Below are 23489 nucleotides of genomic sequence, written 5' to 3'. Positions count from 1 at the left end.
GGGCTGTGGATTAAGGTTGCAGGGGCAGGTGACGGTGGCCAGCGGGGCCACTGTCGCGGTGGTGGGGAGCGTCAGTAGTTGCTGTATGGCAACAGCCAACTGACGCTGAAATCAGCGTTCGGATAGTCAAGACGCAGGCGCGGCAGTACGAAGCCGCCGCACGAGCGGCAGGTATCCATCAGGGTGAAGACCTTGATGCTGGCGATCTCGTCACTGCGGGCGAGCAAGTCCTGGTTGATCGTCGAGGCGACCAGGCGCTCGGAATCCAGATGGCGCCAGTGGTTCTTGATGATCAGCCAGTTGGCGCGGCGCAGGACGGGGAGGTGGGTGAAGCGTGGATCCGGGTCCAGTCCCTGCATGCGGGCGCGGGCGTCAATGTAGTCGATGGGCGGCTGTTGGCCCGGCGCGGGAGGATGGAGACCGATCCCCCGTTTCGCCCGGCCACCGGACAACGCGAAGTACACGCGGCGGCTGCCGTCCCTCAAGGTGACGGTGGCAAAAGCGAAATTGGCCCCCGACAGGTGTTGGCGCAATTGCCTCATGCCACCGTCGGTCAGCATCTGGGCAACGCTCAGTGGGGTGTAGGCGCTGCGTGCGCCCGAGGCGGGTAGCAGCAGGTTGAGCACGCCGTTGACATGCAATTGCTCCACGGCATCGAAGCTGGCCAGGTTATGAAATTCGGGGATGATCATTTTGTTCAGTCCCGTTACATCGTTCAGCGAAAAACCGGCCAGTTGATCCTGCGCCCGGGACGAGGTCAGGATGTTGCGGGCAAATTCCGGGTATTGCGCCTCTTCCAGCTGGTCGAGTGCGCTCTGCAGGGCGGTCGGTGCGCTGGGTGGATTGCTGCGTCGATTGTGGCGTACCCAGTCGCGCAGCAGGCCGGCGAGGTTGTCGATGTCCTGTTGCAGGTTCGGCCTGGTGGCCACGATGCGATAGGTTTCGCTGACATCGAGGTATTGGGCGATGGCGTTCAAGTCGGTGACTCGGGTAAAGGTCAGGCGGGTGTCCTGTGCCGGGATGGGGTACTGGCTGGGGGTCAGCGTGCCCTGGCGCAAGGCGGCGGTCTGGCTGCGCTGCCAGGCTTCGAAGTCGAACGGGGCGCCGTAGAATACGCCGGTATCGGCTTCGACCAACAACCAGTCGCTGTCCAGGTACTGCACGCGCGCACCGCGCAAGGTGCGACGGTCGGCAAGGCCTCGGATCAACCGGCCTAGCCGGACCGGTGGGCAGTGGCCGCTGAACAGCGCGACCTGATCGACTGTCATGTCGGCCGGCAGGCCGAACCAGTGTTCGCTTACCGGGTAACCCAGTACGCCGTCCTCGTAGTAGTGCGGCGGATTAAGCAGGCCCATGGCATCGGCCTCGTCGTCGCTCAGGGGGGTGAGGGCCCTTCGACTGCTGGCAGGTTGGCGTCCTCTGCCGGGAATGATTTCCTGCGTGTATTGCACCAGGCGATTCTCGCGCACCATGACCTGCGCCACGCTGTCGCCGTGTGCGCCGTTGGCGCGGTAGGTGATCGGCTGCGGTTCGATACGGATGGTCTCGAAGGCGTGGCTCACTTGTTGGCCGTAGGCGGGCGTGCCGGCCTGGTTGGCGGGTGGCGCCAGCTGAAGCGCGATACCCTGTGCGGGAGCATCCGGATAGGGCGGTGCTTGGCGTACAGGGTCTTGTGCCCACAGCAGGGGCGTATTGCGCACACGCTCGGCCACGCCGGCAGGCTGACCGATGCGGTGGCGATAGGGGACTCCGTTGATGATCGCGTCGACATGGTCTGGGTCGCGGATGATGAACACCGGGTAGACGACCGGGTTGGAGGCTTTTTCCCACGCTCTGGTGATATCGTCGCCCTCGCCCAGCAGCAGTCTGATGGCATTGGGCTTGTGGCCGGGCAGCAGCTTTTGCTGGGGAATCGCTGCGGCGAGGCTGGCCCGTGTGCGTGCGTCGGTGCCGCCCGGCCAGTCGCTGGGGCCTGCGCCGCGGCGATGCAGCCTGGTGGGCAGTGGCTGGCCCTTCCAGTGCCTGGCGGCTCGCAACATGCCAAGGCGCAGGGCCTTGGCGTTTTTGCCAGCTGCGCCATGGAGCCGCGCCAGGGGTTTGATGAGGCGTCCGCCCAAGACGAAGGCACTGCCCGCGGTGCCAAGTACGTCCAGGCCGCAGCCCAATGCTTCTGTACCATTGCGCACGCCGAAGCAGCTTAGCCCGGGCACCAGGTTGGACAGCAGCTTGAACAGGTAGCGTCCGATACTGTCCTTGCGCTGTTCGGCGAGGAACTGTTCGTGTGATGTCGTACCTTTGCAGATGCCATACAGTGCGTCGCAGTTGCCCAAAGCGATGGATTCTGCGTAATAGCGGATCAATACTTCCAGGCGATGTTCAATCGGCGCTTTGCCCAATTCCACAATTGTTGGCCATGGCGCGACCTGCCAGGGAATAGTGGTTTCGTTGTAGTCGGTGTAGTCCAGAGGCAGGGTCTCGATCCATCGTTCGCGTTGTGTCCTGGTAACGACATGGCGACGCCAGGTCAGCTTCTCTGGAAACAGCTCATAGAAGGTGTCGACAGTGTCGCCGTAGAGATGGACGATGATGCCTTGGGTGCCGATTTCCATTCTCCAGTCCGCGATGGGTGAGTCTCCGTAGCTGGGAACGCTGCCTTTGATAGGGCCTATGTACGTCGGCCATGTGACGGCATGGCAATGCCAATCACTGTTCTTCAGTCGGTCCTGGTCTGTTTGGGGCAGATGGCGCAATAAGCGCTGCATTGCATCGGCGTAGATCATCCGGGCACGTTGGCGCCATGCCTGGAACTCGTGGTCGTAACGTGCCGTGGCGTCCGGCAGTTGGCTGTGCCGATAGCCTGCTCCGTGATCCAGGTAGGCATTGACGTGCAGTTGGTTGTCCACGTTGCTGCCCTGCGGATCGATGCCTGCCTGGCGCAGCTCATGCCGAGCCAGCTCGAAGCGATCAGGGACATCGCGAAGGCTCTCCCGGTCCCAGGCGGTGAGGTAATGGTCATAGGCCAGTTGCCATTGTGCTTTAGACCAGGGTGGAGGTTGCTTGAGCAGGCCCTGCAACTGAACCCACTCGGCGACGGTCGCTGCCAAGGCCCCCTCGAACGCCGGGGTAGCCTGCTTGTCGGGCAGGTCGGTAGCTTGTTCTGCAGCGGCGAAGGTCACGGGCTTGCGCTGGGCCAGCAGCAGATAGGCACCTTGGCGCAGGTTGGCCCAGCGCACATCGTGATCGTAGAGATAGTCGTCGGGAGCGTCGTCGATAAGCAGCTCAGGTGCGAAGCGGCGTAACAGCAGTTCGGCAGCCAGTTCTGCCATGGCGGGCACGCCGCCAAGATGACTGTGCAGGCTGTTGATCAGGTCGAGGCGAATTTCGCTCAAATGCTGGTATTTGTTGTGTGCGTTGAACAGCGCGAAATCGAGGATATGGCCTGGACGGTACTTGGTCGCAGGATAGAGTGCATCGATCAAGGTCTGTTCGACCAGGGCGCGGTACGCGGGGGCGTTTGCCGGCGTGCTGTCCCACTGCACTGCTGCCGCCAGGCGTTGGCCCAGGCGGTCGAAGGTGATAGCGCCCAGCAAGGCATCCAGTACCTGGCCTGCCGGGGCGTTCAGGGCGGAGCCATCCAGCGTGATGCGCCCATACTGGTTGACCGGCTTGTCTGTCTTGCGCTCCCGCGCAGTGGCGAAACGATAGTGCAAGCCTTGGTAAAAGAATGCGGCCTGCAGTTCATTGAGCAGTTTCTCGAAGAGATGCTGACCGGGTGTCGCTTTGAACAGGTGAGTGGCCAGGATGGGAAGGTCAAGGTGCTCGTCGAGTTCCAGTCTGGGCTGCTGCGGGCGCAGGGGCTTCACGCTCAGTTTGCCGCGGAGTAACAGCGTTGCCGCAAGGTAGGTGACGGCGCGTGTCAGGCGTGGATAGGTGTGCCAGAGCGCCTGGGCGAAGCTGGCGACTGCGTAAGGTGTGTCAAGGTGTGAGTCAGGTAGCAGCTCAGGAAATCTGCCGGTGTCGGCAACCTTGATCAGTTGCCCGGCCAAGGTGCCGTAGAAGAGTGCACAGTCGTTGTGGTTCGCTGGCTGAGAGCGCTCGCGTCCCAGAAAGCGATTAAGGTACAGCCTGGCGTGCTCGCTACCCAGCGCTGTCTCCAGGGCTGTCTCGAGCTCCAGATCCATGAGCATTCTCGGATAGAGAGCGTCCACGCCGAAGGCTTGGTCGAAATGGTCGTTAAGCGAGGTGGCGATGTCCTGAGGTCCGGAGAGCTCGCTTACGACGATGACATCGGCGGGAGTCAGGGCGAGGATTTTTGCCTTTTCGGCGGCGTTGAGATGAGAGCGGCGAAACATGCGGGAGCCTCCGTTTTGGAAGGCCGCAGTTTGTCGGAGTGGGGCAGGTCGGTGCGGTAAGAGGATATGGCGTGGCGTGAAAGGTGTCTTGACGGTGTGAAAACGTGATGATGGGGAAGCTCCCGCAGGTCAGCCGTTTTCACACTGTCGAACGGTGCGCGGGTTATTCCTGGTCGGCGCTGGATTGATCATCGCCGTCCTGGTCGACGGCGGGCGTCGGTTCGGCGTGGGCGGCAACGGATTGCTCTTCGGGGTTCAGGCTTGGGAAGGGAAGATTCGGGATTTCATGCATCTCGTCGTTCCTCGCAAGTGTGAGTGAAAAGGCGGCGCCAGGGCGCATGTGTGGCTTCGAAAAGCTGGGGCAGGATACAGCAGTCTGGGTGACAGTTTGAGATTTTTGCCGGGCGCTGGTCGGTTCAAGCGGTCGGCTATCGGTCAAGGGGAGCTTCAGGAGGGCGCGTGGGAGCGGGCTTGCCCCGCGATAGCACTATCGCGGGGCAAGCCCGCTCCCACGCCACATCGGCCAGATATCAGCGACAGACGTCGGCGATGGCCGCCGCCAATTGCTCCAGGCGTCGTGCATCCGCCCCGGCGATGTTCGCCCGGCCGGTACCGACCATGTACACACTGTGCCGCTCACGCAGCAGGCGCACTTGCTCGGGGTTCAGCCCGGTGTAAGAGAACATCCCGCGTTGCGCGGCGATGTGCGCGAAACGCTCGGCCAGGCCATGTGGGGCCAGCGCCTGCACCAGGCCTAGACGAAGCTCGGCGATGCGCTGGCGCATGGCGTTCACTTCCTCGACCCACAGCGCCTTGAGCGCTGGATCACCGAGGATCTCGGCGACCACCGCGGCGCCATGGTCCGGTGGCGTCGACCACAGGTTGCGCGCAATGAACGCCAATTGGCTGCGCACATCCAGCAGTTTCTCGGCATCGTGGCTGCACACCAGCAGGGCGCCGGTGCGATCGCGGTACAGGCCGAAGTTCTTCGAGCAGGAGCTGGTGACCAGCAGTTCTGGCAGTTCGGCGGCGAATAGGCGCACCGCCCATGCGTCTTCTTCCAGGCCGTCACCGAAGCCTTGGTAGGCGAAGTCGATCAACGGCAGCAGGTTGCGGCGCTTGACGATGTCGAGCACCGCGCGCCAGTCGTCCTGGCCCAGGTCGAAGCCGGTCGGGTTGTGGCAGCAGGCGTGCAGCAGCACCACATCGCCTTGCGCTGCCTGTTCCAGCGCGGCGAGCATGCCGTCGACGTTCAGGCGGTTGTCCTTGCCCACGTAGGGGTAGTGTGACACCGTGAGCCCGGCGCCGGCGAAGATCGTCTCGTGGATCGGCCAGGTCGGGTCGCTTAGCCAGATACCACGCCCCGGCAGGCAATGGGCGATGAACTCCGCGGCCAGGCGCAGGGCACCGGTGCCGCCCGGGGTTTGGGTCGCGCCGACGCGCTGGCTGGCCAGCAGCGGCGAGTCGCTGCCCAGCACCAGTTCGCTGACCAGGCGGCCAAACGCCGCGTCGCCATGGCCGCCGATGTAGCTTTTGGTGGCCTGGCGTTCGACCAGGCGCTGCTCGGCCTGTTTGACCGCCGCGGGAATCGGCGTCAGACCCTGGGCGTCCTTGAACACGCCGACTCCCAGGTCAAACTTGGCCGGGTTGGCGTCGCGGGCGTAGGCCTCCATCAGCCCGAGGATCGGGTCGCCAGGGACCCGGCCGATGGCTGCGAAGTGCATCACTTGCGCCCTTCGGCGGTCTTGGCGACTTCGTCGGTGCGCGCGCACATGATGAAGTCGTTGCGGTGCAGGCCCTTGATCGAGTGGCTCCACCAGGTCACGGTGACCTTGCCCCATTCGGTCAGCAGGCCCGGGTGATGGCCTTCGGCTTCAGCGATTTCGCCAATGGCATTGGTGAAAGCCAGGGCGTGCTTGAAGTTCTTGAACAGGAACACGCGCTCGAGCTCCATGTGGCCGTCGCGGACTTCGATGTTCCAGTCCGGGATCTCGCGGATCAGTTCCGCCAGTTCCTCGTCGGTGACTTTCGGCGCATCGGCGCGGCAGGCTTCGCAGTGGGCTTGGTTCAAGGCATTCATGGGTGTTTTCCGGTTTGAGTTGTTATCGACAGGGGCGCTCAGGCGGCGACCTTGGGTGGAAACTTCGGTGCGTGCAGGCCCAGCTGCATGGCTTGGTGGACCATGGCCATGATGTCTTCGTGGGCCAGGTCGAACAGGCGCTTCATGTTCGGCAGGACGAAGTACAGGGGCTGCAGGATATCGATGCGATACGGCGTGCGCATGGCCTCGATCGGGTCGAAGGTCTGGTGCTCCGGCTCGCCTGACAGGCTGTAGACGGTCTCCTTCGGCGAGGAGAGGATACCGCCGCCGTAGATCTTGCGACCCTGCGCGGTTTCCATCAGGCCGAACTCGATGGTCATCCAGTAAAGGCGCGCCAGGTACACACGCTGTTCCTTGGTCGCCGCCAGGCCGAGTTTGCCGTAGGTGTGGGTGAATTCGGCGAAGAAGGGGTTGGTCAGCAGCGGGCAGTGACCGAAGATCTCGTGGAAGATGTCGGGCTCCTGCAGGTAGTCCAGCTCTTCGGGTGTGCGGATGAAGGTGGCGACCGGGAAGCGCTTGCTGGCCAGCAGCTCGAAGAAGGTCTGGAAAGGGATCAGCGCCGGCACGCGGGCAACCTGCCAGCCGGTGGTGGCGCCCAGCACCTTGTTGATTTCGCCGAGTTGGGGGATGCGGTCATGGGGCAGCTTGAGCTGCTCGATGCCGTCCAGGTATTCCTGGCATGCCCGGCCTTCGATCACTTTCAGTTGGCGAGTGATCAGGGTGTTCCACACCGCATGCTCTTGCTGCGGGTAGTCGATAAAACCATGCGCATCGGGCTCGCGTGCCACGTATTGCGTCTGTTTCATGTGGCTCTCCTGGTGAGGGCGTTCTTGTTATGTACAGGACATACCTTAGGAATATCCCTACAAACGCGGCTTTGCACCGGGGTTGAGGCCAGTTATGGCTATCCGCTGGTCCTGAAATCGTAACGATAATTTTACAAAAATGCCCTTGTGCCGGAAAATCACGGGTATCGAGCTGGGCAGAAGGGTAATTCTGTCAGTTTATCTTTACGAATTTTCCGCGTGCCGAGTAAAAACCTTGGCCGCTTCGAGACCTTTCATGCGTATCAAAGTGCACTGCCAGAACCGCATCGGCATCCTGCGGGATATCCTCAACCTGCTGGTGGAGTACGGCATCAACGTGTTGCGCGGCGAGGTGGGCGGCGATCATGGCAACGCCATCTACCTGCACTGCCCAAACCTGATCAACTTGCAGTTCCAGGCGCTGCGGCCGAAGTTCGAGTCGATCGCCGGGGTGTTCGGGGTCAAGCGCGTCGGCCTGATGCCCAGCGAGCGCCGACACATGGAACTGAACGCTTTGCTGGGCGCGCTGGATTTCCCGGTGCTGTCGATCGACATGGGTGGCAGCATCGTTGCCGCCAACCGTGGCGCGGCACAGTTGCTCGGGGTGCGGGTGGACGAGGTGCCGGGCATTCCGTTGTCGCGCTATGTCGAGGACTTCGACCTGCCGGAGCTGATCCGCGCCAACAAGTCGCGCATCAACGGCCTGCGCATCAAGGTCAAGGGCGATGTGTTCCTCGCTGATATCGCGCCATTGCAGTCGGAGCACGATGACAGCGAGGCCCTGGCGGGTGCGGTGATCACCCTGCATCGCGCCGATCGCATCGGCGAGCGTATCTACAACGTGCGCAAGCAGGAGCTGCGAGGCTTCGACAGCATCTTCCAGAGCTCGCGGGTGATGGCTGCGGTGGTGCGCGAGGCGCGGCGCATGGCGCCGCTGGATGCGCCGCTGCTGATCGAGGGCGAGACCGGTACCGGCAAGGAATTGCTGGCGCGCGCCTGCCACTTGGCCAGCCCCCGTGGCCAGGCGCCGCTGATGGCGCTCAACTGCGCCGGCCTGCCGGAGTCGATGGCCGAAACCGAGCTGTTCGGCTACGGCCCGGGGGCGTTCGAAGGCGCGCGTGCCGAAGGCAAGCTGGGGCTGCTGGAGCTTACCGCCGGTGGCACGCTGTTCCTCGATGGCGTCGGGGAGATGAGCCCGCGCTTGCAGGTCAAGCTGCTGCGCTTTCTGCAGGATGGCTGTTTCCGCCGGGTCGGCAGTGACGAAGAGGTGTACCTGGATGTGCGGGTGATCTGCGCGACCCAGGTCGACCTGTCCGAGCTATGTGCCCGGGGCGAGTTCCGCCAGGACCTCTACCATCGCCTCAACGTGCTGTCGCTGCATATTCCGCCGCTGCGCGAATGCATGGATGGCCTGGAGGGGCTGGTGCAGCACTTCCTTGACCAGGCCAGCCGGCAGATCGGTTGCCCGATGCCGCGCTTGGCACCGGCGGCGATGGACAAGCTTGCTCAATATCATTGGCCGGGCAACGTGCGCCAGTTGGAGAACGTGCTGTTCCAGGCGGTGTCGTTGTGCGAGGGCGGGGTGGTGAAGAGCGAACATATCCGTTTGCCGGATTATGGCGCACGCCAGCCATTGGGCGAGTTTTCCCTGGATGGCGATCTTTCGCAAATTGTCGGGCGGTTTGAAAAGGCGGTATTGGAAAGTTTGATGAGTGAATTTCCAAGTAGCCGGGCGCTGGGGAAAAGATTGGGGGTTTCCCATACGACCATTGCCAACAAGTTGCGGGATTATTCGTTGAGCAAGTCAGGGGAGTGAGCGTGGCTAATTGCCTTGAAAGTTACACTTGGTCTTGTGGGCGCGGACTTGTGTCGCGAAAGGGCTGCGTAGCAGCCCCGGGGTTTTAGCAGCATGCAAAGATCGCCGGGGCCGCTTTGCGGCCCTTTCGCGACAAAAGGCCGCTCCTACAGGGATCGCGCAAGGCTTGAGATTGGCGCGGTCGCCTCAGCCGTTGGAACAACCGTTCCCCATCACGCGGTATTCGAGAATATGCTTCTGGCCCTGGGAGTCCTCGTAGGTCATACGGGCCGGCACCACTTCGCAGACATTTGGCACTTCGCTCATGGAGATGACGCGGGCGATGTCCAGGTGCTGCGAATAACTGTACTGTTCAACCGGAATCTGCTCGACATCTTTTGCTTCGCCGGCCAATGCCGCGCCGCAAAAACCGCCAAGTACCAATACCAGTAAAGCTTTCATTTTCAAGTTACCTGTCTAAGGTCGTGAGGGGGCACGCGGCGCTTATGGCGCCGCGAGTACAGCAAGTTTCAACTATCGGGATGAGATACGGATTAACGCTGCCTGCGTGGGGGCTGTTACCAAGTTAATCGCGTTGCCGTTGCTGGCGAGATGAATTTTAGGGGGGGCGCCCACGGCTGAAACAGAGGGGGTTTTGATAAAGTCTTTTGACAGAATCTGTAACAATCCCCGTCGAAACCCTGTCTTTTCCTCTCGACGATGGCTGCATGCCATGTACTAGAGCGGTCGCGCCCGATCGGTAGGTCGACGACCCGTCGTGTTACTACCAACGTCGAATGGTCTTGGCCGCTCTGGTACAGTTACAAACGGTTCCATACAAAAACAACTATTACACCGAGGTAACACAGATGAGTGCGGCTCCACTGTATCCCGTTCGTCCCGAGGTTGCGGCCAGTACCCTGACCGACGAGGCCACCTACAAGGCCATGTACCAGCAATCGGTGATCAACCCGGACGGCTTCTGGCGCGAGCAGGCCCAGCGTCTGGACTGGATCAAGCCTTTCACCAAGGTCAAGCAGACCTCGTTCGACGACCACCATGTCGACATCAAGTGGTTCGCCGACGGCACTCTGAACGTTTCCTACAATTGCCTGGACCGCCATCTCGCCGAGCGCGGCGACCAGCTGGCGATCATCTGGGAAGGCGACGACCCTTCCGAACACCGCAACATTACCTATCGCGAGCTCCACGAGCAGGTCTGCAAGTTCGCCAACGCCCTGCGTGGCCAGGACGTGCACCGTGGTGACGTGGTGACCATCTACATGCCGATGATCCCCGAGGCCGTGGTCGCCATGCTGGCCTGTGCCCGCATTGGCGCGATCCACTCGGTGGTGTTCGGCGGCTTCTCGCCGGAGGCGCTGGCCGGGCGCATCATCGACTGCAAGTCGAAAGTGGTGATCACCGCCGACGAAGGCCTGCGCGGTGGCCGTCGCACCCCGCTCAAGGCCAATGTCGACCTGGCCCTGACCAACCCTGAAACCAACAGCGTACAGAAGATCATCGTGTGCAAGCGCACCGGTGGCGACATCGCTTGGCACCAGCACCGCGACATCTGGTACGAAGACCTGATGAAGGTTGCTTCCAGCCACTGCGCGCCGAAAGAGATGGGCGCCGAGGAGGCGCTGTTCATCCTCTATACCTCCGGCTCCACCGGCAAGCCCAAGGGCGTGCTGCACACCACCGGCGGTTACCTGGTGTATGCCGCGCTGACCCACGAGCGCGTGTTCGACTACCGTCCGGGCGAGGTCTACTGGTGCACCGCCGATGTGGGCTGGGTCACCGGCCACAGCTACATCGTCTACGGCCCGCTGGCCAATGGCGCCACCACACTGCTGTTCGAGGGCGTGCCGAACTACCCGGACATCACCCGGGTGTCGAAGATCGTCGACAAGCACAAGGTCAATATCCTCTACACCGCGCCGACCGCCATTCGCGCCATGATGGCCGAGGGCGAGGCGGCGGTGGCCGGTGCTGATGGCTCCAGTCTGCGCCTGCTGGGCTCGGTGGGTGAGCCGATCAACCCCGAGGCCTGGAACTGGTACTACAAGACCGTCGGCAAGGAACGTTGCCCGATTGTCGATACCTGGTGGCAGACCGAGACCGGCGGTGTACTGATCAGCCCGCTGCCGGGCGCCACCGCGCTGAAGCCGGGCTCGGCGACGCGTCCGTTCTTCGGCGTGGTGCCAGCGCTGGTGGATAACCTGGGCAACCTGATCGAAGGCGCCGCCGAGGGCAACCTGGTGATCCTCGACTCCTGGCCGGGTCAGTCGCGTTCGCTGTACGGCGACCACGACCGTTTCGTCGACACCTACTTCAAGACCTTCCGCGGCATGTACTTCACCGGTGACGGTGCCCGTCGCGATGAGGACGGCTATTACTGGATCACCGGTCGCGTCGACGACGTGCTCAACGTCTCCGGGCACCGCATGGGCACTGCCGAGATCGAGAGCGCGATGGTGGCGCATCCGAAGGTCGCCGAGGCGGCCGTGGTGGGCGTGCCGCACGACATCAAGGGGCAGGGTATCTACGTCTATGTCACCCTCAACGCCGGCGAGGAGTCGAGCGAGCAACTGCGCCAGGAGCTGAAGAACTGGGTGCGCAAGGAGATCGGCCCGATCGCCTCGCCGGATGTGATTCAGTGGGCGCCGGGGCTGCCGAAGACCCGCTCGGGCAAGATCATGCGCCGCATCCTGCGCAAGATCGCCACCGGCGAGTACGATGCGCTGGGTGATATCTCCACCCTGGCCGACCCAGGGGTGGTGCAGCACCTGATCGACACCCACAAGGCGATGAGCCTGGCCACCGCTTGAGTTGAAGCATCGCAATCGTGGGGGTGGACCTTTCCCGCGATACGGTCATCAGCAAAAACCCCGCCCATGCCCGGCGGGGTTTTTGCTTTACTGATACCGACTGTTACTCCGACATCCATCGGTAACCCTGGCTGTCACCGATTTCGCCCAAATGCGGGGCTTGTGGAAACATTCGCGTGCCATTTGAGTGCATTGCTGCGAGCATTTTGTGCGGGGTCGCACGCTGCACTTGCCGGAATACAAGGCTTTGCCAATAATGGGCCCGCTTATTGCTTTGGGTATAGGTTATTTCTCTTTTGCTCTTGCATATCTCGCAGGAGCTGTCAATATCGCCCGCCGCGGTTCCTGGCGCTTCTGTAATTAGTTGTCGCTTTGAAGAAATATCGACCACCGGGCTGTCGCTAGAATGCCACTCACTCGCTCGTGGTCTGCGACCTTGGTCGAAACCTGCGCGGCTCGCGCTGTACCCATTCGCATATCGGGCAGCCGTTACAACTGCCTTGTATTGCCCCGTACCGATGGAGTTACCTGATGAAGAAGCTCGCACTGCTTGGCGCCCTGGCGCTTTCCGTGTTTTCCCTGGTATCGCAGGCCGATGAGAAGCCGTTGAAGATCGGTATCGAGGCCGCCTACCCACCCTTCGCCTTCAAGCAACCCGATGGCAGCCTCGCCGGCTTCGACTACGACATCGGCAACGCCCTGTGCGAACAGATGAAAGCCAAGTGCACCTGGGTCGAGCAGGAGTTCGACGGCCTGATTCCTGCGCTGAAAGTGCGCAAGATCGACGCCATCCTCTCGTCCATGTCGATCACTGATGATCGCAAGAAGTCGGTCGACTTCACCAAGCGCTACTACCTCACCCCGGCGCGTCTGGTCATGAAGGAAGGCACTGCCGTCAGCGACAGCCTGGTTGAGCTCAAGGGGAAGAAGATCGGCGTGCAGCGCGGCTCCATCCATGATCGCTTCGCCAAGGAAGTCCTGGGCGCGCAAGGCGCTACCGTCGTGCCTTACGGCACCCAGAACGAAATCTACCTGGACGTCGCCGCCGGTCGCCTGGACGGTACCGTGGCCGACGCCACCCTGCTCGAAGACGGTTTCCTGAAAACCGACGCCGGCAAGGGCTTCGCCTTCGTAGGCCCGGCCTTCACCGATACCAAGTACTTCGGTGACGGTGTCGGCATTGCCGTGCGCAAGGGCGACACCGCCAACGCCGAGCGCATTAACGCGGCCATCGACGCTATCCGCGCCAACGGCAAATACAAAGAAATCGAGAAGAAGTACTTCAACTTCGATATCTACGGTCCAGACTCGAAGTAAGCCCTCGAGTTTCACCTGTGCAATGGTGCAAACAGCAGAATCTCTGAGGTTTGCACCATTTTTCATTCCCAAGCCCTGAGGAATTCGAATCATGTTGAAAGGCTATGGGGCAGTCATCCTCGATGGGGCGTGGCTGACGCTGCAGCTCGCCCTGTCGTCGATGGCCCTGGCCATCGTCCTCGGCCTGATCGGCGTGGCGCTGCGCTTGTCGCCGGTGCGCTGGCTGGCCTGGCTGGGGGATCTGTATTCCACGGTGATCCGTGGCATCCCTGACCTGGTCCTGATCCTGCTGATCTTCTATGGCGGCCAGGACATCATCAACCGGGTGGCGCCGCTGCTCGGCTATGACGACTACATCGACCTGAACCCGCTGGTCGCCGGCATCGGCACCCTGGGCTTCATCTTTGGTGCCTACCTCTCGGAAACCTTCCGCGGCGCTTTCCTGGGTATTCCCAAGGGGCAGGCCGAGGCGGGCGCGGCCTATGGCATGAGCGGTGTCCAGGTGTTCTTCCGCATCATGGTGCCGCAGATGATCCGTCTGGCGATCCCTGGCTTCACCAACAACTGGCTGGTGCTGACCAAGGCGACCGCGCTGATTTCGGTGGTCGGCCTGCAGGACATGATGTTCAAGGCCAAGCAGGCGGCGGACGCCACCCGCGAACCCTTCACCTTCTTCCTCGCGGTGGCGGCGTTGTACCTGGTGCTGACCAGTGTCTCGCTGCTGGCGCTGAAGTATCTCGAGAAGCGCTACTCGGTGGGCGTCAAGGCGGCTGAACTATGATCTTCGACTACAACGTCATCTGGGAGGCCATGCCGCTTTATCTGGGCGGCCTGCTGACCACCCTCAAGCTGCTGGCGCTGTCGCTGCTGTTCGGTCTGCTGGCGGCTGTTCCGCTGGGCCTGATGCGCGTCTCCAGGCAGCCGCTGGTGAACATGAGCGCCTGGCTGTACACCTACGTGATCCGCGGCACGCCGATGCTGGTGCAGCTGTTTTTGATCTACTACGGCCTGGCCCAGTTCGAGGCGGTGCGCGAAAGCTTCCTGTGGCCGTGGCTGTCCAGCGCGACCTTCTGCGCCTGCCTGGCTTTTGCCATCAACACCAGCGCCTACACCGCCGAGATCATCGCTGGCAGCCTCAAGGCCACGCCTCACGGCGAGATCGAGGCGGCCAAGGCCATCGGCATGTCGCGCATGAAGATGTACCGCCGCATCCTCCTGCCTTCGGCGCTGCGCCGGGCGCTGCCGCAGTACAGCAACGAAGTGATCATGATGCTGCAGACCACCAGCCTGGCGTCGATCGTCACCCTGATCGACATCACCGGTGCCGCGCGCACGGTCAACGCCCAGTACTACCTGCCTTTCGAGGCCTACATCACGGCGGGCGTGTTCTACCTGTGCCTGACCTTCATCCTCGTGCGCCTGTTCAAGATGGCCGAACGCCGCTGGCTCGGCTACCTGGCGCCGCGCAAGCACTGACCGCTCTGTGAGATCCGACAGCATGTACAAACTCCAAATCCAAGACCTGCACAAGCGCTACGGCAGCCATGAGGTGCTCAAGGGCGTCTCCCTCGAAGCCAAGGCAGGCGACGTCATCAGCATCATCGGCTCCAGCGGTTCGGGCAAATCGACCTTCCTGCGCTGCATCAACCTGCTGGAGCAGCCGCACGCGGGCAAGATCCTGCTCAACAACGAAGAGCTCAAGCTGGTGGCCGGCAAGGACGGCGCGCTCAAGGCCGCCGACCCGAAACAACTGCAGCGCATGCGCTCCCGGCTGTCGATGGTGTTTCAGCATTTCAACCTCTGGTCGCACATGACCGCGCTTGAGAACGTCATCGAAGCGCCGGTGCACGTGCTGGGGGTGAACAAGAAGGAAGCGCTGGAGAAGGCCGAGCACTACCTGGCGAAGGTCGGCGTGTCCCATCGCAAGGATGCCTTCCCTGGCCACATGTCCGGCGGCGAGCAGCAGCGCGTGGCCATCGCCCGCGCCCTGGCCATGGAGCCTGAGGTGATGCTGTTTGACGAACCGACCTCGGCGCTCGACCCGGAGCTGGTGGGCGATGTGCTCAAGGTCATGCAGTCGCTGGCCCAGGAAGGCCGCACCATGGTCGTGGTCACTCACGAGATGGGCTTTGCCCGCGAGGTGTCCAACCAGCTGGTGTTCCTGCACAAGGGGTTGGTGGAGGAGCGCGGCTGCCCGCGCGAGGTGCTGGTCAATCCGCAGTCCGAGCGCCTCAAGCAGTTCCTTTCCGGCAGCTTGAAGTAATCGCTGCACATTTGCACCCTAATGGGGCATGCTGCGCCATCCGCGCGGCATGCCCTGGCGCCACAAGCGCGAACCCTTCCTTCCAGGTTTCGGACCACGCCCTATGACCACCCAGCGAATCGGATTTCTCATCTGGCCAAGTACCAAGCCGCTGACCCTGGCGTTGGCTGAAGAGGTGCTGCAGGTGGCCCAGCGGGTGCATCCGGACGTGGTCTACGAGTTGAGCTATCTGCAGGCCGAAGCCGGGCAGGAGGGCCCCTGGCGCTTGCCGGGCGAGGCATGGAACGGTCGTCTCGAGGGTTGCCACAAACTGTTCCTGCTGGCCGATGAGCCGCCGGTGACAATCGGATCGTCGCTGTCCGCCGCGCTCAAGCAACTGGCGCGCAGCGGCTGCATGATCGGTGGCCTGTCCGCCGGCGTGTACCCACTGGCGGCGCTGGGCCTGCTCGATGGCTACCGCGCCGCGGTGCACTGGCGTTGGCAGGATGATTTCGCCGAGCGCTACCCCAAGGTGATCGCCACCAGTCATCTGTTCGACTGGGACCGTGACCGCCTGACGGCCTGCGGTGGCATGGCAGTGACCGACCTGTTGCTGGCGGTGCTGGCGCGCGATCATGGCGCGGAGCTGGCGGGCGCGGTGTCCGAAGAGCTGGTGGTCGAGCGTATCCGTGAAGGCGGCGAGCGCCAGCGCATTCCGCTGCAGAATCGCCTGGGCTCCAGTCATCCCAAGCTCACCCAGGCGGTGCTGCTGATGGAGGCCAATATCGAGGAGCCGCTGACCACCGACGAGATCGCCCAGCATGTGTGCGTGTCCCGTCGCCAGCTGGAGCGGATTTTCAAGCAGTACCTCAATCGAGTGCCCAGTCAGTATTACCTGGAGCTGCGCCTGAACAAGGCACGGCAGATGCTGATGCAGACCAGCAAGTCGATCATCCAGATCGGGCTGTCCTGCGGGTTCTCCTCGGGGCCGCATTTCTCCAGTGCGTACCGCAACTTCTTTGGCGCCACGCCGCGTGAAGACCGTAACCAGCGGCGCAGCAGCAGCCCATTCGAGCTGAGTTCGGCGCCGGCCGAGCGGGGCTGAAGACCTTCCTTCCTGCGAAGGCGCTATCGCGGGGCAGGCCCGCTCCCACGGCTTGCGCTGTGTGTGGGAGAGGGTTTGCCCCGCGATGGGGTTTATATATGTGAACACCCGTTCACCCAATTCTCGCCGGGCATCTCCCCGACACCCCGTCCTCCCGTTACACTGCGCGATTGCGACACTGTTTGTCGCATTGCCGAAAACCGCGTGAAAACACGGTTTGGCGCTGTAACAAGTTGTCGCCTGGCAGCAAGGACAGGCGCCAATCAGTCCTTACAATCCCCTCATCGCTCGCCACTTCCAGGCCAGCGTTCCTCTTCAGGAGACTCAGATGTCCGTTGAGCAAGCCCCGGTGCAACGTGCCGATTTCGACCAGGTCATGGTTCCCAACTACTCCCCGGCGGCGTTCATTCCTGTACGAGGCGAGGGTTCCCGAGTCTGGGACCAGACCGGTCGCGAGCTGATCGACTTCGCCGGCGGCATCGCCGTGAATGCCCTGGGCCACTGCCACCCGGCGCTGGTCAAGGCGCTCACCGAGCAGGCCAACACCCTCTGGCACGTCTCCAACGTGTTCACCAACGAGCCGGCCCTGCGCCTGGCGCACAAGCTGGTGGACGCGACCTTTGCCGAGCGCGCGTTCTTCTGCAACTCCGGCGCCGAGTCCAACGAGGCCGCCTTCAAGCTGGCCCGTCGCGTCGCCCACGACCGCTTTGGCCCGGAGAAGCACGAGATCATCGCGACCGTGAACAGCTTCCACGGTCGTACCCTGTTCACCGTCAGCGTCGGTGGCCAGCCCAAGTACTCCGACGGCTTCGGTCCGAAGATCACCGGCATCAGCCATGTGCCATACAACGACCTGGAAGCGCTGAAGGCACAGATTTCCGACAAGACCTGCGCTGTGGTCATCGAGCCGATCCAGGGCGAGAGCGGCGTGGTCCCGGCCGACAAGGCCTACCTGGAAGGCGCGCGCAAGCTGTGCGATGAGCACAACGCATTGCTGATCTTCGACGAAGTGCAGACCGGCGTTGGCCGTACCGGCTCGCTGTATGCCTACCAGCACTACGGCGTGACCCCGGACATCCTGACCAGCGCCAAGAGCCTGGGTGGCGGCTTCCCGATCGGCGCTATGCTGACCACCAGTGACCTGGCCAAGCACCTGGCCGTCGGCACCCACGGCACTACCTACGGCGGCAACCCGCTGGCCTGTGCCGTCGCCTGCGCCGTGCTGGATGTGGTCAACACCCCGCAAACCCTGGCAGGCATCAAGGCCAAGCATGAGCGCTTCAAGGCCCGTCTGGAGAAGATCGGCCAGGAAACCGGCTTGTTCACCCTGGTGCGTGGCGTCGGCCTGCTGATCGGCTGCGTGTTGAGCGAGGCCTGGAAAGGCAAGGCCAAGGACATTCTAAACGCCGCCGAGAAGGAGGGCGTGATGGTTCTGCAGGCCGGTCCCGACGTGGTGCGCTTCGCCCCGAGCCTTGTGGTCGAGGATGCCGACATCGACGAAGGCCTGGATCGTTTCGAACGTGCCGTGGCAAAACTGACCAAGGGCTGATCGCCCTTCGCCGGCCTCCAGACGGGGCCGGCGATACCTGAATTCCAGTGCGGGCACCTGCTTGCAGGTGGTGGCGCGTGCCCGCCGTTTTTCCGTGTCGATGTGATCGGCGCGCTTTCCCGAAAGGAGTGACACCATGCTGGTGATGCGCCCCGCGCAAATGGCTGATCTGAACGAAGTGCAGCGCATGGCTGCCGACAGCCCCATTGGTGTCACCTCGCTGCCGGATGACGCCGGCCGCCTGGGCGACAAGATCGCCGCCTCGGAAACCTCCTTCGCCGCCGAGGTCAGCTTCAATGGCGAGGAGAGCTACTTCTTCGTGCTCGAGGACAGCGCCACCGGCAAACTGGTCGGCTGCTCGGCCATTGTCGCCTCGGCCGGCTACTCCGAGCCGTTCTACAGCTTTCGCAACGAGACCTTCGTGCACGCCTCCCGCGAGCTGAAGATCCACAACAAGATCCACGTCCTGTCGCTGTGCCACGACCTCACCGGCAACAGCTTGCTGACCAGTTTCTACGTGGTGCCGGAGCTGGTGAGCAGCGCCTTCGCCGAGCTCAACTCCCGCGGCCGCCTGCTGTTCATGGCCGCGCACCCTGAGCGCTTCGCCGACTCGGTGGTGACCGAGATTGTCGGCTACAGCGACGAGCAGGGCGAGTCGCCGTTCTGGGACGCCATCGGCCGCAACTTCTTCGACCTCAACTACGCCGACGCCGAGCGCCTCTGCGGCCTCAAGAGCCGCACTTTCCTCGCCGAACTGATGCCGCACTACCCGATCTATGTGCCGCTGTTGGCCGACCAGGCACAGGAAGCCATGGGCCAGGTGCACCCGCGGGCGCAGATCACCTTCGACATCCTCATGCGCGAAGGCTTCGAGACCGAGCACTACATCGACATCTTCGACGGCGGCCCGACCCTGCACGCCCGCGCCTCGGGTATCCGCTCCATCGCCCAGAGCCGGGTGGTGCCGGTCAAGCTCGACCAGACGCCGGTCAAGGGTGGCCGTCCGTACCTGGTGTGCAATGGCCAGTTGCAGGATTACCGCGCCGTGCTGCTCGAGTTGGACTGGGTGCCGGGCAAGCCGGTCAGCCTGAGCGGCGAAGCCGCCGAGGCCCTGGGGGTCGGCGAAGGCGCCAGCGTGCGCCTGGTCGCGGTCTGAACCGCCGCAACAGAGAGTTTCGCGGCAGGCACAGACCGCCGCACAAGGAGATAGCATGATCGTTCGTCCTGTACGCAGCAGCGATTTACCCGCGCTGATCGAATTGGCCCGCAGCACCGGCACCACCGGGCTGACCACGCTGCCCGCCAACGAGGAGCGCCTCGGCCAGCGCGTCGGCTGGGCCGAGAAGAGCTTTCGCGGCGAAGCCGAGCGCGGCGACACCGACTACCTGTTCGTGCTGGAGAACGATGAAGGCCTGGTGGTCGGCATCAGCGCCATCGCCGGTGCCGTCGGCCTGCGTGAGCCCTGGTACAACTATCGGGTCGGGCTGACCGTCAGCGCCTCGCAGGAACTGAACATCTACCGCGAGATTCCCACGCTGTTCCTGGCCAACGACCTGACCGGCAACTCCGAGCTGTGCTCGCTGTTCCTGCGCAGCGACTACCGCAGCGGTCTCAATGGTCGTCTGCTGTCCAAGGCGCGGATGCTGTTCATCGCCGAGTTCCCGCAGCTGTTCGGCAACAAGATCATCGCCGAGATGCGCGGCATGTCCGACGAGGCAGGCCGTTCGCCCTTCTGGGAGAGCCTGGGCCGGCACTTCTTCAGGATGGAGTTCAGCCAGGCCGACTACCTGACCGGCGTGGGCAACAAGTCGTTCATCGCCGAGCTGATGCCCAAGTTCCCACTGTACACCTGCTTCCTCTCGGAAGCGGCGCGCAACGTCATCGGTCGCGTGCACACCGACACGGAGCCGGCGCTGGCCATGCTCAAGCGCGAAGGCTTCAACTACCAGGGTTACGTCGACATCTTCGACGCAGGTCCCGCCATCGAGTGCGAGACCTCGAAGATCCGCGCTGTGCGTGACAGCGAGACCCTGGTACTGGCCGTCGGCACCCCGGGTGACGACGCCACCCCTTACATCATTCACAACCGCAAGCGCGAAGATTGCCGCATCACCGCCGCACCGGCGCGCCTGGCGGCAGGCACCCTGGTGGTCGATCCGCAGACTGCCAAGCGCCTGCGCCTGGGCGCCGGCGACAATGTCCGCGCCGTGCCGCTGTCCGCCGGTCGGGAGGCCCAGTAAATGAACACGCATTACATCGCCGGCCACTGGCTGGCCGGCCAGGGTGAAACCCTGCAGTCGCTCAATCCCGTCACCCAGGCGGTGATATGGCAAGGGCAGGGCGCCGACGCCACCCAGGTCGAAGCTGCCGTGCAGGCCGCCCGCCAGGCGTTCCCGGCCTGGGCTTCGCTGAGCCTGGAAGCGCGTATCAGCGTGCTGGAGGCCTTCGCCGACAAGCTCAAGGCCAATGCCGAGGCGTTGTCGCGCTGCATTGGTGAGGAAACCGGCAAGCCTCTGTGGGAGTCGGCTACCGAAGTGACCAGCATGGTCAACAAGGTCGCCATCTCGGTGCAAAGCTATCGCGAGCGCACCGGCGAGAAGAGCGGCCCGCTGGCCGACGCCACCGCCGTGCTGCGGCACAAGCCCCATGGCGTGGTGGCGGTGTTCGGCCCGTACAACTTCCCCGGCCATTTGCCCAACGGGCACATTGTTCCGGCGCTGCTGGCCGGCAACTGCGTGGTGTTCAAGCCCAGCGAGCTGACCCCGAAGGTCGCCGAGCTGACGGTGCAGTGCTGGATCGAGGCTGGCTTGCCGGCCGGCGTGCTCAACCTGGTCCAGGGCGCTCGCGATACCGGCGTCGCGCTGGCCGCTAACCCGGGTATCGATGGCTTGTTCTTCACCGGTTCCAGTCGCACCGGCAACCTGCTGCACCAGCAGTTCGCCGGCCGCCCGGACAAGATCCTCGCCCTGGAAATGGGCGGCAACAACCCGCTGGTTGTCGATGAGGTCAAGGACCTGGACGCTGCGGTGTACACCATCATCCAGTCGGCGTTCATCTCCGCCGGCCAGCGCTGCACCTGCGCCCGCCGCCTGCTGGTGCCGCAGGGCGCCTGGGGTGACGCGCTGATCCAGCGCCTGGTCGAAGTGAGCCGCAACATCAGTGTGGGTGCCTTCGATCAGCAACCCGCGCCATTCATGGGCTCGGTGATATCGCTGCAGGCGGCCCGCGCGCTGCTGGCGGCCCAGGCCGACCTGCTCGCCAAGGGCGCGGTGACGCTGCTGGAGATGACCCAGCCGCAGGCCGACGCGGCCTTGCTCACGCCGGGCATCATCGATGTCAGCGCCGTGGCCGAGCGCCCGGACGAAGAGTTCTTCGGCCCGCTGCTGCAGGTGATCCGCTACGCCGACTTCGATGCGGCGATCGAGGAGGCCAACAACACCCAGTACGGCCTGGCCGCCGGCCTGCTGTCGGACTCCAATGCCCGCTACCAGCACTTCTGGCTGCGCAGCCGCGCCGGCATCGTCAACTGGAACAAGCAGCTGACCGGCGCCGCCAGCAGCGCGCCGTTCGGTGGCGTCGGCGCCAGTGGCAACCACCGCGCCAGCGCCTACTACGCGGCGGACTACTGCGCCTACCCCGTGGCTTCGCTGGAGACCGCGAGCCTTGCACTGCCGGCGACCCTGACGCCGGGCGTCACCCTATAACAACCGGTCTCGGAGCCTTGCCGATGAAATCCTTTGAAGTGAATTTTGATGGCCTGGTGGGGCCGACCCACAACTACGGCGGCCTGTCCTACGGCAACGTGGCCTCGCAGAGCAACAGCCAGCAGGGTTCCAACCCGCGCGAGGCGGCGCGCCAGGGCCTGGCGAAGATGAAGGCGCTGATGGAAATGGGCTTCAAGCAGGGCGTGCTGGCCCCGCAGGAGCGCCCGGACGTGGCCGCCTTGCGCCGCCTGGGCTTCACCGGCAGCGACGGCGAAGTGATCCAGCGCGCCGCGAAGGAAGCCATGCCGCTGCTGGTCGCCAGTTGCTCGGCCTCGAGCATGTGGGTGGCCAACGCCGCCACCGTCAGCCCCAGCGCCGACACTGCCGATGGCCGCGTGCACTTCACCGCCGCCAACCTCAACTGCAAGTACCACCGCAGCATCGAGCACCCGACCACCAGCCGTGTGCTGGGCGCCATGTTCAGCGATGACAAGGTCTTCGCCCACCATGAGGCGCTGCCAGCGGTGGCCCAGTTCGGTGACGAGGGCGCGGCCAACCACACCCGCTTCTGCCGCGCCTATGGCGAGGCCGGCGTCGAGTTCTTCGTCTATGGCCGCAGCGCCTTCGACAGCCGCTATCCCGCGCCGCAGAAGTATCCGGCGCGCCAGACCCTGGAAGCCTCCCAGGCTGTCGCTCGCCTGCACGGGCTGAGCGATGATGGCGTGGTCTACGCTCAACAGAATCCGGCGGTGATCGACCAGGGCGTGTTCCACAACGACGTGATCTCGGTGGGCAACGGCGAGGTGCTGTTCTACCACGAAGACGCCTTCCTCGAGACCCACGCGGTGCTCGGCCAGTTGCAGGCTAAACTGGCCAGCAAGGGTGGCAACTTCCAGGGTATCTGCGTGCCGCGCGCGGCAGTGACGGTGGAGGACGCGGTGCGTTCCTACCTGTTCAACAGCCAGTTGCTCAGCCGCGAGGACGGTTCGATGCTGCTGGTGGTGCCGGAAGAGTGCCGCAACAACGAGCGCGTCTGGGCTTACCTGAGTCAATTGACCAGCCGGGGCGGTCCGGTGAAGGAGGTCAAGGTGTTCGACCTCAAGCAGAGCATGCAGAACGGTGGCGGCCCGGCTTGCCTGCGTCTGCGTGTGGCACTGAAGGAAAACGAACTGGCGGCGGTCAATCCAGGCGTTATCATGACCGCCTCGCTGTACGACACCCTGGTGCAGTGGATCGACAAGCATTACCGCGATCGCCTCGGCGAAGCGGACCTGGCCGACCCGCAGTTGCTGGTGGAATGCCGCACGGCCCTGGATGAACTGACCCAGATCCTCAAGCTGGGTTCGGTGTATCCGTTCCAACGCCAACCTTGATAGAGAGAAATTGCAATGTCCGACGCCCTGCGCCTGATCCTGGAAGATGAAGACGGCACCCAGCTGGAAACCTCCTGCACCCGTTTTGCCGTGGTCTGGCAAGGCAAGGAAGTGTGGATCCAGCAGGACGGCCGCGGCCAGCTGCTGATCGGCGTCGATGTCGAGGAAGACGACACCGAGTACGCCAATCTGCTGCTGCGCCCGATGGCCACCAACCTGGTCAGCCTGCAACTGGAAATGGAACCGGCCGATGTCGCCGGTGACGACGACCACGTCCACGGCCCGGACTGCGGCCACCACCACTAAGGAAGCGC

At 63.4% G+C, this 23489-nt stretch carries 19 protein-coding genes; 13 read left to right on the top strand and 6 right to left on the bottom strand.

Translation table 11 applies throughout. The features are described from left to right. Nucleotides 1–71: 71 nt before the first annotated feature. The 5 genes from K5H97_RS20850 to phhA all read right to left on the bottom strand — a co-directional run bounded on the left by K5H97_RS20850 (nt 72) and on the right by phhA (nt 7259). Complete coding sequence (locus K5H97_RS20850; RefSeq protein ID WP_028691077.1) at nt 72–4352, bottom strand: deaminase domain-containing protein; 4281 nt, start codon at nt 4350–4352, stop codon at nt 72–74. 163 nt (nt 4353–4515) lie between these two features. Continuing rightward, nucleotides 4516–4644: a hypothetical protein gene (locus K5H97_RS29770; RefSeq protein WP_256582346.1), complete on the bottom strand. Its 129-nt coding sequence runs from the start codon at nt 4642–4644 to the stop codon at nt 4516–4518. Nucleotides 4645–4882: 238 nt separating this feature from the next. Continuing rightward, a complete protein-coding gene (locus K5H97_RS20845; RefSeq protein ID WP_162175262.1) occupies nt 4883–6079 on the bottom strand; it encodes an amino acid aminotransferase in 1197 nt (398 codons plus the stop codon). Next, complete coding sequence (locus K5H97_RS20840; RefSeq protein ID WP_028691075.1) at nt 6076–6432, bottom strand: 4a-hydroxytetrahydrobiopterin dehydratase; 357 nt, start codon at nt 6430–6432, stop codon at nt 6076–6078. The genes K5H97_RS20845 and K5H97_RS20840 overlap by 4 nt, the downstream gene beginning before the upstream one ends. Before the next feature lie 38 nt (nt 6433–6470). Then, nucleotides 6471–7259: a phenylalanine 4-monooxygenase gene (phhA, locus tag K5H97_RS20835; protein WP_028691074.1), complete on the bottom strand. Its 789-nt coding sequence runs from the start codon at nt 7257–7259 to the stop codon at nt 6471–6473. A gap of 256 nt (nt 7260–7515) precedes the next feature. Between phhA and K5H97_RS20830 the strand changes: the two genes are divergently transcribed. Next, nucleotides 7516–9075 carry a sigma-54-dependent phenylalanine hydroxylase transcriptional regulator PhhR gene (locus K5H97_RS20830; protein WP_028691073.1) on the top strand — a complete coding sequence of 520 codons (1560 nt, stop codon included), beginning with the start codon at nt 7516–7518 and terminating at the stop codon, nt 9073–9075. 186 nt (nt 9076–9261) lie between these two features. On the opposite strand, the gene K5H97_RS20825 is transcribed toward K5H97_RS20830, so the two are convergent. Next, nucleotides 9262–9516, bottom strand: coding sequence for a DUF2790 domain-containing protein (locus K5H97_RS20825; protein ID WP_023630669.1), 255 nt, complete (start codon nt 9514–9516; stop codon nt 9262–9264). 407 nt (nt 9517–9923) lie between these two features. On the opposite strand from K5H97_RS20825, the gene acs reads away from it, so the two are divergent. The 12 genes from acs (at nt 9924) to K5H97_RS20765 (ending at nt 23481) form a co-directional block, all read left to right on the top strand. Further along, nucleotides 9924–11885 carry an acetate--CoA ligase gene (gene acs, locus K5H97_RS20820; protein WP_028691072.1) on the top strand — a complete coding sequence of 654 codons (1962 nt, stop codon included), beginning with the start codon at nt 9924–9926 and terminating at the stop codon, nt 11883–11885. A 531-nt stretch (nt 11886–12416) separates the two neighbouring features. Next, complete coding sequence (locus tag K5H97_RS20815) at nt 12417–13202, top strand: ABC transporter substrate-binding protein (RefSeq protein WP_028691071.1); 786 nt, start codon at nt 12417–12419, stop codon at nt 13200–13202. Between the two features lie 91 nt (nt 13203–13293). Then, entirely contained in the window at nt 13294–13983 is a 690-nt protein-coding gene (locus K5H97_RS20810) for an ABC transporter permease (RefSeq protein ID WP_028691070.1), read from the top strand. Beyond that, nucleotides 13980–14678 (top strand): ABC transporter permease, encoded by a 699-nt coding sequence (locus tag K5H97_RS20805; protein WP_028691069.1) that lies wholly within the window; start codon nt 13980–13982, stop codon nt 14676–14678. Before K5H97_RS20810 ends, K5H97_RS20805 begins: the two co-directional genes overlap by 4 nt. 22 nt (nt 14679–14700) lie before the next feature. Continuing rightward, nucleotides 14701–15465: an ABC transporter ATP-binding protein gene (locus K5H97_RS20800; RefSeq protein ID WP_023630946.1), complete on the top strand. Its 765-nt coding sequence runs from the start codon at nt 14701–14703 to the stop codon at nt 15463–15465. 103 nt (nt 15466–15568) lie between these two features. Continuing rightward, entirely contained in the window at nt 15569–16549 is a 981-nt protein-coding gene (gene argR, locus K5H97_RS20795; RefSeq protein ID WP_028691068.1) for a transcriptional regulator ArgR, read from the top strand. Between the two features lie 328 nt (nt 16550–16877). Continuing rightward, entirely contained in the window at nt 16878–18098 is a 1221-nt protein-coding gene (locus tag K5H97_RS20790) for an aspartate aminotransferase family protein (RefSeq protein WP_028691067.1), read from the top strand. A 136-nt stretch (nt 18099–18234) separates the two neighbouring features. After that, nucleotides 18235–19254, top strand: a complete 1020-nt coding sequence (gene aruF / locus K5H97_RS20785) for an arginine/ornithine succinyltransferase subunit alpha (protein ID WP_028691066.1) — start codon at nt 18235–18237, stop codon at nt 19252–19254. 55 nt (nt 19255–19309) lie between these two features. Beyond that, nucleotides 19310–20338 carry an arginine N-succinyltransferase gene (astA, locus tag K5H97_RS20780; RefSeq protein WP_028691065.1) on the top strand — a complete coding sequence of 343 codons (1029 nt, stop codon included), beginning with the start codon at nt 19310–19312 and terminating at the stop codon, nt 20336–20338. Continuing rightward, nucleotides 20339–21802 carry a succinylglutamate-semialdehyde dehydrogenase gene (astD, locus tag K5H97_RS20775; protein WP_028691064.1) on the top strand — a complete coding sequence of 488 codons (1464 nt, stop codon included), beginning with the start codon at nt 20339–20341 and terminating at the stop codon, nt 21800–21802. A gap of 23 nt (nt 21803–21825) precedes the next feature. Continuing rightward, a complete protein-coding gene (astB, locus tag K5H97_RS20770; RefSeq protein ID WP_028691063.1) occupies nt 21826–23175 on the top strand; it encodes an N-succinylarginine dihydrolase in 1350 nt (449 codons plus the stop codon). 15 nt (nt 23176–23190) lie between these two features. After that, nucleotides 23191–23481: a hypothetical protein gene (locus K5H97_RS20765; RefSeq protein ID WP_011534960.1), complete on the top strand. Its 291-nt coding sequence runs from the start codon at nt 23191–23193 to the stop codon at nt 23479–23481. The last annotated feature ends 8 nt before the right edge of the window (nt 23482–23489 follow it).

Source organism: Pseudomonas mosselii (assembly GCF_019823065.1).
GTDB classification, from domain to species: Bacteria; Pseudomonadota; Gammaproteobacteria; order Pseudomonadales; family Pseudomonadaceae; genus Aquipseudomonas; species Aquipseudomonas mosselii.
Note: the sequence above shows the minus strand (reverse complement) of the source record. Positions and strands in the feature narration are given on the sequence as shown.

What these genes read in the sequence shown, in the direction of transcription:
- K5H97_RS20765 (WP_011534960.1), top strand. Translation starts at nt 23,191, where the DNA reads ATGTCCGACGCCCTGCGCCTGATCCTGGAAGATGAAGACGGCACCCAG.
- phhA (WP_028691074.1), bottom strand. Translation starts at nt 7,259, where the DNA reads ATGAAACAGACGCAATACGTGGCACGCGAGCCCGATGCGCATGGTTTT.
- K5H97_RS20840 (WP_028691075.1), bottom strand. Translation starts at nt 6,432, where the DNA reads ATGAATGCCTTGAACCAAGCCCACTGCGAAGCCTGCCGCGCCGATGCG.
- astA (WP_028691065.1), top strand. Translation starts at nt 19,310, where the DNA reads ATGATCGTTCGTCCTGTACGCAGCAGCGATTTACCCGCGCTGATCGAA.
- K5H97_RS20850 (WP_028691077.1), bottom strand. Translation starts at nt 4,352, where the DNA reads ATGTTTCGCCGCTCTCATCTCAACGCCGCCGAAAAGGCAAAAATCCTC.
- K5H97_RS20800 (WP_023630946.1), top strand. Translation starts at nt 14,701, where the DNA reads ATGTACAAACTCCAAATCCAAGACCTGCACAAGCGCTACGGCAGCCAT.
- K5H97_RS20815 (WP_028691071.1), top strand. Translation starts at nt 12,417, where the DNA reads ATGAAGAAGCTCGCACTGCTTGGCGCCCTGGCGCTTTCCGTGTTTTCC.
- K5H97_RS20830 (WP_028691073.1), top strand. Translation starts at nt 7,516, where the DNA reads ATGCGTATCAAAGTGCACTGCCAGAACCGCATCGGCATCCTGCGGGAT.
- argR (WP_028691068.1), top strand. Translation starts at nt 15,569, where the DNA reads ATGACCACCCAGCGAATCGGATTTCTCATCTGGCCAAGTACCAAGCCG.
- astB (WP_028691063.1), top strand. Translation starts at nt 21,826, where the DNA reads ATGAAATCCTTTGAAGTGAATTTTGATGGCCTGGTGGGGCCGACCCAC.
- K5H97_RS20810 (WP_028691070.1), top strand. Translation starts at nt 13,294, where the DNA reads ATGTTGAAAGGCTATGGGGCAGTCATCCTCGATGGGGCGTGGCTGACG.
- acs (WP_028691072.1), top strand. Translation starts at nt 9,924, where the DNA reads ATGAGTGCGGCTCCACTGTATCCCGTTCGTCCCGAGGTTGCGGCCAGT.
- K5H97_RS20805 (WP_028691069.1), top strand. Translation starts at nt 13,980, where the DNA reads ATGATCTTCGACTACAACGTCATCTGGGAGGCCATGCCGCTTTATCTG.
- K5H97_RS20825 (WP_023630669.1), bottom strand. Translation starts at nt 9,516, where the DNA reads ATGAAAGCTTTACTGGTATTGGTACTTGGCGGTTTTTGCGGCGCGGCA.
- K5H97_RS20790 (WP_028691067.1), top strand. Translation starts at nt 16,878, where the DNA reads ATGTCCGTTGAGCAAGCCCCGGTGCAACGTGCCGATTTCGACCAGGTC.
- astD (WP_028691064.1), top strand. Translation starts at nt 20,339, where the DNA reads ATGAACACGCATTACATCGCCGGCCACTGGCTGGCCGGCCAGGGTGAA.
- aruF (WP_028691066.1), top strand. Translation starts at nt 18,235, where the DNA reads ATGCTGGTGATGCGCCCCGCGCAAATGGCTGATCTGAACGAAGTGCAG.
- K5H97_RS29770 (WP_256582346.1), bottom strand. Translation starts at nt 4,644, where the DNA reads ATGCATGAAATCCCGAATCTTCCCTTCCCAAGCCTGAACCCCGAAGAG.